Origin of the sequence: Streptomyces atriruber (genome assembly GCF_001418325.1) — a bacterium.
In the GTDB taxonomy this organism is placed as follows: domain Bacteria; phylum Actinomycetota; class Actinomycetes; order Streptomycetales; family Streptomycetaceae; genus Streptomyces; species Streptomyces atriruber.
Genome location: NZ_LIPN01000322.1, coordinates 7,868 through 16,528 on the forward strand (window position 1 = coordinate 7,868; position 8,661 = coordinate 16,528).

At 72.5% G+C, this 8,661-nt stretch carries 8 protein-coding genes; 1 reads left to right on the forward strand and 7 read right to left on the reverse strand.

Features of this window, described 5'->3' with window-relative positions:
* Positions 1–100: 100 nt before the first annotated feature.
* On the reverse strand, positions 101–736 hold the full coding sequence (pdxH, locus tag AOK03_RS29640) for a pyridoxamine 5'-phosphate oxidase (protein ID WP_244177804.1): 636 nt from the start codon (positions 734–736) through the stop codon (positions 101–103).
* Positions 737–1,111: 375 nt separating this feature from the next.
* Here pdxH and AOK03_RS29645 point away from each other — a divergent pair, with 375 nt between their 5' ends.
* Positions 1,112–2,212, forward strand: coding sequence for a citrate synthase 2 (locus tag AOK03_RS29645; protein ID WP_055568443.1), 1,101 nt, complete (start codon positions 1,112–1,114; stop codon positions 2,210–2,212).
* Between the two features lie 122 nt (positions 2,213–2,334).
* Here AOK03_RS29645 and AOK03_RS29650 read toward each other — a convergent pair whose 3' ends face one another.
* The 6 genes from AOK03_RS29650 to AOK03_RS29675 form a co-directional block, all read right to left on the reverse strand.
* Complete coding sequence (locus tag AOK03_RS29650; RefSeq protein WP_055568444.1) at positions 2,335–2,928, reverse strand: TetR/AcrR family transcriptional regulator; 594 nt, start codon at positions 2,926–2,928, stop codon at positions 2,335–2,337.
* Positions 2,916–3,650 carry an enoyl-CoA hydratase family protein gene (locus AOK03_RS29655; protein ID WP_055568445.1) on the reverse strand — a complete coding sequence of 245 codons (735 nt, stop codon included), beginning with the start codon at positions 3,648–3,650 and terminating at the stop codon, positions 2,916–2,918. Before AOK03_RS29655 ends, AOK03_RS29650 begins: the two co-directional genes overlap by 13 nt.
* A gap of 9 nt (positions 3,651–3,659) precedes the next feature.
* Complete coding sequence (locus AOK03_RS29660; RefSeq protein WP_055568446.1) at positions 3,660–4,850, reverse strand: acyl-CoA dehydrogenase family protein; 1,191 nt, start codon at positions 4,848–4,850, stop codon at positions 3,660–3,662.
* Positions 4,847–6,715 (reverse strand): ATP-binding protein, encoded by a 1,869-nt coding sequence (locus AOK03_RS29665; RefSeq protein WP_055568447.1) that lies wholly within the window; start codon positions 6,713–6,715, stop codon positions 4,847–4,849. Before AOK03_RS29665 ends, AOK03_RS29660 begins: the two co-directional genes overlap by 4 nt.
* A gap of 10 nt (positions 6,716–6,725) precedes the next feature.
* Positions 6,726–8,330 carry an acyl-CoA carboxylase subunit beta gene (locus tag AOK03_RS29670; RefSeq protein WP_055568448.1) on the reverse strand — a complete coding sequence of 535 codons (1,605 nt, stop codon included), beginning with the start codon at positions 8,328–8,330 and terminating at the stop codon, positions 6,726–6,728.
* Positions 8,327–8,661, reverse strand: a 335-nt coding sequence (locus tag AOK03_RS29675; RefSeq protein ID WP_425264424.1) for an AtuA-related protein, incomplete at its 5' end; no start/stop codon positions are given. The genes AOK03_RS29675 and AOK03_RS29670, both read right to left, overlap by 4 nt.

The window sequence follows — 8,661 nt, forward strand, 5'->3', positions numbered from 1 at the left end:
CCGCGCCCGGCGGGCTCAAATATCCTGCCCGCGCCCGGCGGGATCGAATGTCCCGCCTGCGCCGGACGGGATCGAATGTCCTGCCCGCGCCCGGCGGGCCCTATGGGCTCAGGCGGTCCACACGCCAGGACTGGCCGTCCGTCCCGCGCACGTACCTCAGGCGGTCGTGCAGGCGGTCCGCTCTGCCCTGCCAGAACTCGATGGTGTGCGGGCGGACCCGGTAGCCGCCCCAGTTCGGGGGCACCGGGACCTGCTCGCCCTCGGGGTAGCGCGCCGCCAGATCGGCGTACGCACGGTCGAGTTCCGCGCGTGCGGTGAGCACGGAGGACTGGGCGCTGGCCCAGGCGCCCAGCTGCGAGCCGTGCGGGCGGGTGCGGAAGTAGGCCACCGTCTCCTCGCGCCCGACGCGCTCCGCCGTGCCCGAGACGATCACCTGGCGGGCCACCGCGTGCCAGGGGAAGAGCAGTGAGACGTACGGGTTGGCGTCCAGCTCACGGGCCTTGCGGGACTCGTAGTTGGTGAAGAAGACGAAGCCCCGCTCGTCGAAGCCCTTCAGGAGCACCGTGCGGGAGCTGGGGCGGCCCGCCGCGTCGGCCGTGGAGACGACCATGGCGTTCGGCTCGTGGACGGCGTCCCCGTCGCGCGCCGCCTCCTTGAACCAGAGCGCGAACTGGTCCATGGGCTCGGCCGGCAGCTCGGTTTCGGACAGCCCGCCGGTGGCGTACTGCTCACGCATGTCAGCCGGTTCCGGGAGAGGGGCACTGGAGTCGGTCACGCGGTCATCTTGCCGTATTTGCCTCGGCCACAGGGGCTTGTGAGGGGGCGCACCGGCCCACGGAGAGGTGACGTGTGGCACTGAGTGCCGCATTCCATCGCCAAAGGTGGCACCAACAGATATCGTCCTGCTGCCGCATCGGTTGGGTGACCACCAGCCTCACGGGGCATCACCGGGAAGACCGTTCCGGACCGCGAGTCGCCGGATTCGCCGTACATCGGCGGACACGACCGTGGAACCGGACCGGAAACGCCCACTTTTGACACATGGTCATGAGCTGATCGCAACCCCATCTCTCGCAACCATCATGTCGAACCCATCTTGAGGAGCCGCCTGATGTCCGACTTCGTACCTGGCCTTGAAGGAGTCGTCGCGTTCGAGACGGAGATCGCCGAACCGGACAAGGAGGGCGGCGCGCTCCGCTACCGCGGCGTCGACATCGAGGACCTGGTCGGCCACGTCTCCTTCGGGAACGTGTGGGGCCTGCTCGTCGACGGCGCCTTCAACCCCGGTCTGCCGCCCGCCGAGCCGTTCCCGATCCCGGTGCACTCCGGCGACATCCGCGTCGACGTCCAGTCCGCCCTCGCCATGCTCGCGCCCGTCTGGGGCCTGCGGCCGCTGCTCGACATCAGCGAGGAGCGCGCCCGCGAGGACCTGGCGCGGGCCGCCGTCATGGCGCTGTCCTACGTGGCCCAGTCGGCCCGCGGACAGGGCCTGCCGATGGTCCCGCAGCGGGAGATCGACAAGGCGGGGACGGTCGTCGAGCGGTTCATGAAGCGGTGGCGCGGGGAGCCCGACCCCAAGCACGTGCAGGCCGTCGACGCGTACTGGACGTCGGCCGCCGAGCACGGCATGAACGCCTCCACGTTCACCGCCCGCGTCATCGCCTCCACCGGCGCGGACGTGGCGGCGGCGCTGAGCGGGGCCGTGGGCGCGATGTCCGGGCCGCTGCACGGCGGCGCCCCGTCCCGGGTGCTCGGCATGATCGAGGAGATCGAGCGCACGGGTGACGCGGTGGCGTACGTGAAGCAGGCGCTGGACAAGGGCGAGCGGCTGATGGGCTTCGGGCACCGGGTGTACCGGGCCGAGGACCCGCGGGCCCGGGTGCTTCGCCGCACCGCACGGGAGCTCGGCGCGCCGCGCTTCGAGGTCGCCGAGGCGCTGGAGAAGGCGGCCCTCGACGAGCTGCACGCCCGTCGGCCCGACCGTGTCCTCGCCACCAACGTGGAGTTCTGGGCGGCGATCGTCCTCGACTTCGCGGAGGTGCCGGCGCACATGTTCACGTCGATGTTCACGTGTGCGCGGACCGCGGGCTGGTCGGCGCACATCCTGGAGCAGAAGCGGACGGGACGGCTCGTGCGTCCGTCGGCCCACTACGTCGGGCCCGGCAGTCGCTCCCCGCAGGCGATCGAGGGGTACGACGAGATCGCCCGCTGAGGCCTGCCTCCGGCGGTTCTCTCCCCAACCCCGCCCCTTCCCGAAACCGGGGCTCCGTCCCAGACCCCGCTCCCCAATCGCCGGAGGGGCTGAATGATCAGCCCCTCCGGCGATTGAGGACGTCAAGCCTTCAGCGCCCCCTCCACCAGCACCGTCCACTGCGCCACCACCCGTTCCCGCCGCGCCCCGTCGTCCGTCAGCAGGTTCGCGAGGCCCAGGCCGCGGGCCATGTCCAGGAGTCCCTGGATCGTCTCCCGGACGCCGGGCACGGACTCGTCCGCGCCCAGCAGCTCCACCGCGATGCGGTGCGTCTCGCGGCCCACGCGGGATTCCAGTTCGGTGACCCGGGACCCCAGCGCGGGCTCGTTCGACGCGGCCACCCACAGGTGGAGTGCCGCGCGGAAGAGCGGGCCCGTGTAGAGGTCGACGAGGGCGGCGACCACGGAGGCCCTGTCCTGCGCGGGCAGGGCACGCAGCGCGGTGGAGCGCTGCTCGGCGACGTACTCCACGGCGGCCGTGAACAGGTCCTCCCGGGTGGGGAAGTGGTGCTGTGCCGCGCCCCGCGAGACACCCGCCCGCTCGGCGACCACCGAGACCGTCGAGCCCGCCCAGCCGTGTGCGGCGAGGCAGGACACGGCGGCCTCCAGGAGTTTCTGCCGGGTCGCGCGGCTGCGGTCCTGCTTGGGTGCCCGGTCGGCGGCGGTCACAGCACCCATGGGCGCTCCCGTCGTTCGAGGAACGCCGTCATCCCCTCGCGCGCCTCGGCGGAGCCGAAGAGCCGCGCGGACAGGGCCGTGAGGGCGTCCGATTGGTCGTCGAATGCGTCGAGCACCTTAGCCGTGAGCAGCTTCTTCGTCTCGGCCAGGGCGCCCGGCGCCGCCGCGCGGAGCCCGTCGAGGAGGGGTTCGAGGGTGGCGTCGACGTCCGCCCCCGCCACCGTGACCAGGCCGGTCCGGGCCGCCTCCGCCGCGTCGAAGCGCTCCCCCGTGAGGTAGTAGCGGGAGGCGGCGCTCGGGTCGAGGCGCGGCAGGAGGGTGAGGGAGATGACGGCGGGGGCGACGCCGATGTGCACCTCCGTGAAGGCGAAGGACGAGGCGGGTCCGGCGGCCGCCAGGTCGCAGGCGCCGAGCAGCCCGAGACCGCCCGCCCGCACATGGCCGTCCACCCGCGCGACGACCGGCTTGGGCAGCGCCACGATCTGCCGGAGCAGCGCGACGAACGCGGCGGGGTCGGGCGGTGCCTTCAGGTCGGCGCCCGAGCAGAACGTCGTGCCGGTGTGGGTGAGGAGGACGGCGCGGGTCTCGCGGTCCTCGCCGAGGTCGGCCAGCGCCTCGGCGAGTGCCTCGACCAGGTCCGCCGAGAGCGCGTTCCGGCGCTCGGGCGCGTCCAGGGTGACGGTGGTGATGCCGCGGGCCGGTGAGGAGACGGAGAGGCTCATGGGGGCTCCTCAGTAGGACTTGGGCAGGCCCAGGGTCTGGTGCGAGACGTAGTTGAGGATCATTTCCCGGCTCACCGGGGCGATCCGCGCCACGCGTGACGCGACGATCATCGAGGCGAGGCCGAACTCCTTGGTCAGGCCGTTGCCGCCCAGCGTGTGCACGGACTGGTCGACGGCCTTCACACAGGCGTCGGCGGCGGCGAGCTTCGCCATGTTGGCGGCCTCGCCCGCGCCGACGTCGTCCCCCTCGTCGTAGAGCCTGGCGGCCTTCTGCATCATCAGGCGGGCCAGTTCGATCTCCACGTGGGACTGGGCGAGGGGGTGCGCGATGGCCTGGTGGGCGCCGATCGGGGCCTTCCACACGCTGCGTTCCCTGGCGTACTCGACGGCTCGGGACAGTGCGTAGCGGCCCATGCCGAGCGCGAACGCGGCCGTCATGATCCGCTCGGGGTTGAGCCCCGCGAAGAGCTGCAGCAGGCCCGCGTCCTCGTCGCCGACGAGCGCGTCCGCGGGCAGCCGCACCTCGTCGAGGACGAGCTCGAACTGCTTCTCCGCGGCCTGGAGTTCCATCTCGATCTGTCGCCGCTCGAACCCGGGGGCGTCGCGCGGGACGATGAACAGGCACGGCTTGAGGCTGCCGGTCCGCGCGTCCGACGTACGGCCCACGACGAGCGTCGCGTCGGCGATGTCGACGCCGGAGATGAAGACCTTGCGGCCGGTCAGCAGCCAGTCGCCGGAGTCCGGGTCGCGGCGGGCCGTGGTGGTGATGCGGTGCGAGTTGGAGCCCGCGTCGGGCTCGGTGATCCCGAACGCCATGGTGCGGGTGCCGTCGGCGAGGCCCGGCAGCCAGGTGCGCTTCTGCTCCTCGGTGCCGAAACGGGCGATGACGGTGCCGCAGATCGCGGGCGACACGACCATCATGAGCAGCGGACATCCGGCCGCCCCCAACTCCTCCAGGACGATGGAGAGTTCGGCGATCCCGCCGCCCCCTCCCCCGTACTCCTCGGGCAGGTTCACGCCCAGATAGCCGAGCCCCGCGGCCTCCGCCCACAGTTCGTCCGGGTGGCCGCCGCTGCCCGCGACCTCGGCGAGGTAGTCGCGGCCGTACCGGCGTCCGAGCGCGGCGACGGCGGCGCGCAGGGCCTGGTGCTCCTCGGTTTCGAGGACGGTGCTGCGAGCGGTACTGCGAACAGTGCTCATGAGACTTCTTCCTCCTGGACGACGGCGAGCAGCGCGCCGACCTCGACCTGGTGGCCGGGCACGGCGTGCAGGGCGGTGAGCGTTCCGGAGGCGGGGGCGCAGATGCGGTGCTCCATCTTCATCGCCTCCAGCCAGACGAGGGGCTGCCCGGCCGTGACCCGCTGCCCCTCGGTGAGCCCTTCGGCGACGCGCACGACGGTGCCGGGCATCGGGGCGAGCAGGGAGCCGGGCGCACGGCGGGTGGTGGGCTCGGGGAGCAGGGGCAGCGGGGTGAGGGCGGTGTCCCCCTCGGGCGTGCCGACGTGCACGCGCTCTCCGTACCGGGCGACCGTGAACTGCCTGCGTACGCCGTCGACTTCGAGTACGACGAGTTCGGCGCTCACGCTGATCACGGTCACGCCGTCGGCGGCCGGGCCCTGCCGGGTGTGGTGGTAGCGGACCTCGTGCTCGGTGCCGTCGGGTTCGGTGCGGTAGCGCTTGAGGTGGGGCTGGGAGCTGAGGTTGCGCCAGCCGCCGAACCGGGAGCGGCCGTGCGCGTCGGCGAGGGCCGCGGCCAGCGGGGCGTGCGGGTCGGGTGCGGCGGCCGTGAGCGAGGCGGCGTGCCGGTCGTAGAAGCCGGTGTCCATGCGGGCCGCGGTGAACTCCGGGTGCCGCAGGGAACGTACGAGCAGGTCGCGGTTGGTGACGGGGCCGTGGACCGCGGCGCGTTCCAGCGCGCCCGCCAGCTTGCGCAGTGCTTCGGAGCGCGTCGGGGCGTACGCGACGACCTTGGCGAGCATCGCGTCGTAGTGCACGCCGACGGTGTCGCCCGCGGCGTATCCGGTGTCCAGGCGCACCGCGCCGGGTACGTCGACGCGGTGCAGGGTGCCGGTCTGCGGGGCCCAGTCTGCGGCGGGGTCCTCGGCGTAGAGGCGGGCCTCGACGGCGTGCCCGTGGGCGGTGGGCGGCTCCTTCTCCAGGGGGAGGCCCTCGGCGACCTGGATCTGCAGCGCCACCAGGTCGAGGCCGAACACCGCCTCGGTGACGGGGTGTTCGACCTGGAGCCGGGTGTTCATCTCCAGGAAGTGCGCCCGTCCTCCCGCCACCAGGAACTCGACGGTGCCCGCGCCGCGGTAGTCGGTGACCCGCGCGGCGCGGACGGCCTGCGCGTGCAGTTCGTCGACGAGTTCCGGCGCGAGGCCAGGGGCCGGTGACTCCTCGATGACCTTCTGGTGTCTGCGCTGGAGGCTGCAGTCACGGGTGCCGAGGGGCCACACGGTGCCGTGCGCGTCGGCCATGACCTGCACCTCGACGTGCCGACCGCCCTCCACGTACGGCTCGACGAACACCTCGCCGTCCCCGAAGGCGCTGGCGGCCTCCGCGCGGGCGGCCGCCAGCTCCTCCTCCAGCCGCGCCAGTTCGCGTACGACACGCATGCCGCGGCCGCCGCCGCCCGCCGCCGCCTTCACCAGGACGGGCAGGTCGGCCTCGGTGACGTCCCCTAGCGGTTCGACGCCCATCAGTTCCTTGGCGCGCGTCTTGGACGCCATCGCCTCGATCGCCTCGGGCGGCGGCCCGATCCAGCCGAGGCCCGCGTCCAGGACGGCGCGCGCGAAGCCCGCGTTCTCGGAGAGGAATCCGTAGCCGGGATGGATCGCGTCGGCGCCCGCGGCCTGCGCGGCCTTCACGACGAGGTCGCCGCGCAGGTAGGTGTCCGACGGCGCGGAGCCCGGCAGCCGGACCGCCGTGTCGGCCTCGCGCACGTGCAGGGCGTCCGCGTCGGCGTCGGAGTACACGGCGACCGTGGCGATGCCGAGCTCGCGGCAGGTGCGGAAGACGCGGCAGGCGATCTCGCCCCGGTTGGCCACCAGCAGGGAAGTAATCACGAAGGGTTCCTCACATCCGGAAGACGCCGAAGCCACCGCGCGCTCCCTCGTAGGGGGCGGTGTGGATCGCGGAGAGGCAGAGACCGAGGACCGTGCGGGTGTCGCGCGGATCGATGACCCCGTCGTCGTAGAGCCGCCCGGACAGGAACATCGGCAGCGACTCCGCCTCGATCTGCTGCTCCACCATGGCGCGCAGCCCGGCGTCCGCCTCGTCGTCGTAGGGCTGCCCCTTGGCGGCGGCGGAGGCGCGGGCGACGATCGAGAGGACGCCCGCGAGCTGCTGGGGGCCCATGACCGCTGACTTGGCGCTCGGCCAGGCGAAGAGGAAGCGGGGGTCGTAGGCGCGGCCGCACATGCCGTAGTGCCCGGCGCCGTACGACGCGCCCATGAGCACGGACAGGTGCGGCACCCGCGAATTGCTGACCGCGTTGATCATCATCGCGCCGTGCTTGATGATGCCGCCCTGCTCGTACTCCTTGCCGACCATGTAGCCGGTGGTGTTGTGCAGGAAGAGCAGCGGGATGTCGCGCTGGTTCGCCAGCTGGATGAACTGGGCGGCCTTCTGGGACTCCTCGCTGAAGAGGACGCCCTGCGCGTTGGCGAGGATGCCGACGGGATAGCCGTGCAGGGCGGCCCACCCGGTGACGAGCGAACTCCCGTACAGCGGCTTGAACTCGTCGAAGTCGGAGCCGTCGACGATGCGGGCGATGACCTCGCGCGGATCGAAGGGCTTCTTCAGGTCACCCGGGACGATGCCGAGGAGCTCGTCCTCGTCGTACTTGGGTGGCGCGACGGACACCGGGTCCGGATCGGCGTACGCCTTGCGCCAGTTGAGACGCGACACGACGCGGCGGGCCTGGCGCAGCGCGTCGCGCTCGTCCTCGGCGAGGTGGTCGGCGAGGCCGGAGGTGCGGGCGTGCATCTCGGCGCCGCCGAGCGACTCGTCGTCGCTCTCCTCGCCGGTCGCCATCTTCACCAGGGGCGGGCCGCCGAGGAAGACCTTCGCGCGCTCCTTGACCATGATCACGTGGTCGCTCATGCCGGGTACGTACGCGCCGCCCGCGGTGGAGTTGCCGAAGACGACGGCGATGGTCGGGATCCCGGCCGCCGAGGACTGCGTGAGGTGTTTGAACAGGGCGCCGCCCGGGATGAAGATCTCCTTCTGGGAGGGCAGGTCGGCGCCCCCGGACTCCACGAGATGGATGGACGGCAGCCGGTTGGCGTGCCCGATCTCGTGCGCCCGGAAGGCCTTCTTCAGCGTCCAGGGGTTGGAGGCACCGCCCCTGACGGTCGGATCGTTGGCGGTGATCAGGCACTCGACGCCCTCGACGACGCCGATGCCGGTGACCATGGAGGCCCCGACGGGGTAGTCGCTGCCCCAGGCGGCGAGCGGCGACAGTTCGAGGAACGGCGTGTCCGGGTCGAGGAGCAGCTCGATGCGCTCCCGGGCGAGGAGTTTGCCGCGCCCCCGGTGCCGGGCGACGTACTTCTCGCCGCCGCCCGCGAGCGCCTTGCCCTGCTCGGTGCCGAGCTCGGCGAGCCGGTCCAGCATGGTCTGTCGGTGCTCGGCGTATTCGGCGCTCGCCGGGTCGAGCGCGGAGGCGAGGACGGTCACAGGAGTACCTCCGGTATGTCCAGGTGGCGGGCGCGCAGCCACTCCCCGAGGCCCTTGGCCTGCGGGTCGAAGCGGGCCTGCGCGGCCACGCCCTCGCCGAGCAGTCCCTCGACGACGAAGTTCAGGGCGCGCAGGTTGGGCAGGTCGTGGCGCGAGACGCGCAGGTCGGCGGCTTCCGGGAGGAGTTCGCGCAGCCGCTCGACGGTGAGCTCGTGGGCGAGCCACCGCCAGGCGTCGTCGGACCGCACCCATACGCCGACGTTGGCGTCGCCGCCCTTGTCCCCGCTGCGGGCCCCGGCGACGAGGCCGAGGGGGGCGCGACGGGTGGGGC

Coding starts and splice junctions, on each gene's coding strand:
- AOK03_RS29650 (WP_055568444.1), bottom strand. CDS start 2,928: ATGGGTGCTGTGACCGCCGCCGACCGGGCACCCAAGCAGGACCGCAGC.
- AOK03_RS29645 (WP_055568443.1), top strand. CDS start 1,112: ATGTCCGACTTCGTACCTGGCCTTGAAGGAGTCGTCGCGTTCGAGACG.
- pdxH (WP_244177804.1), bottom strand. CDS start 736: ATGCGTGAGCAGTACGCCACCGGCGGGCTGTCCGAAACCGAGCTGCCG.
- AOK03_RS29655 (WP_055568445.1), bottom strand. CDS start 3,650: ATGAGCCTCTCCGTCTCCTCACCGGCCCGCGGCATCACCACCGTCACC.
- AOK03_RS29660 (WP_055568446.1), bottom strand. CDS start 4,850: ATGAGCACTGTTCGCAGTACCGCTCGCAGCACCGTCCTCGAAACCGAG.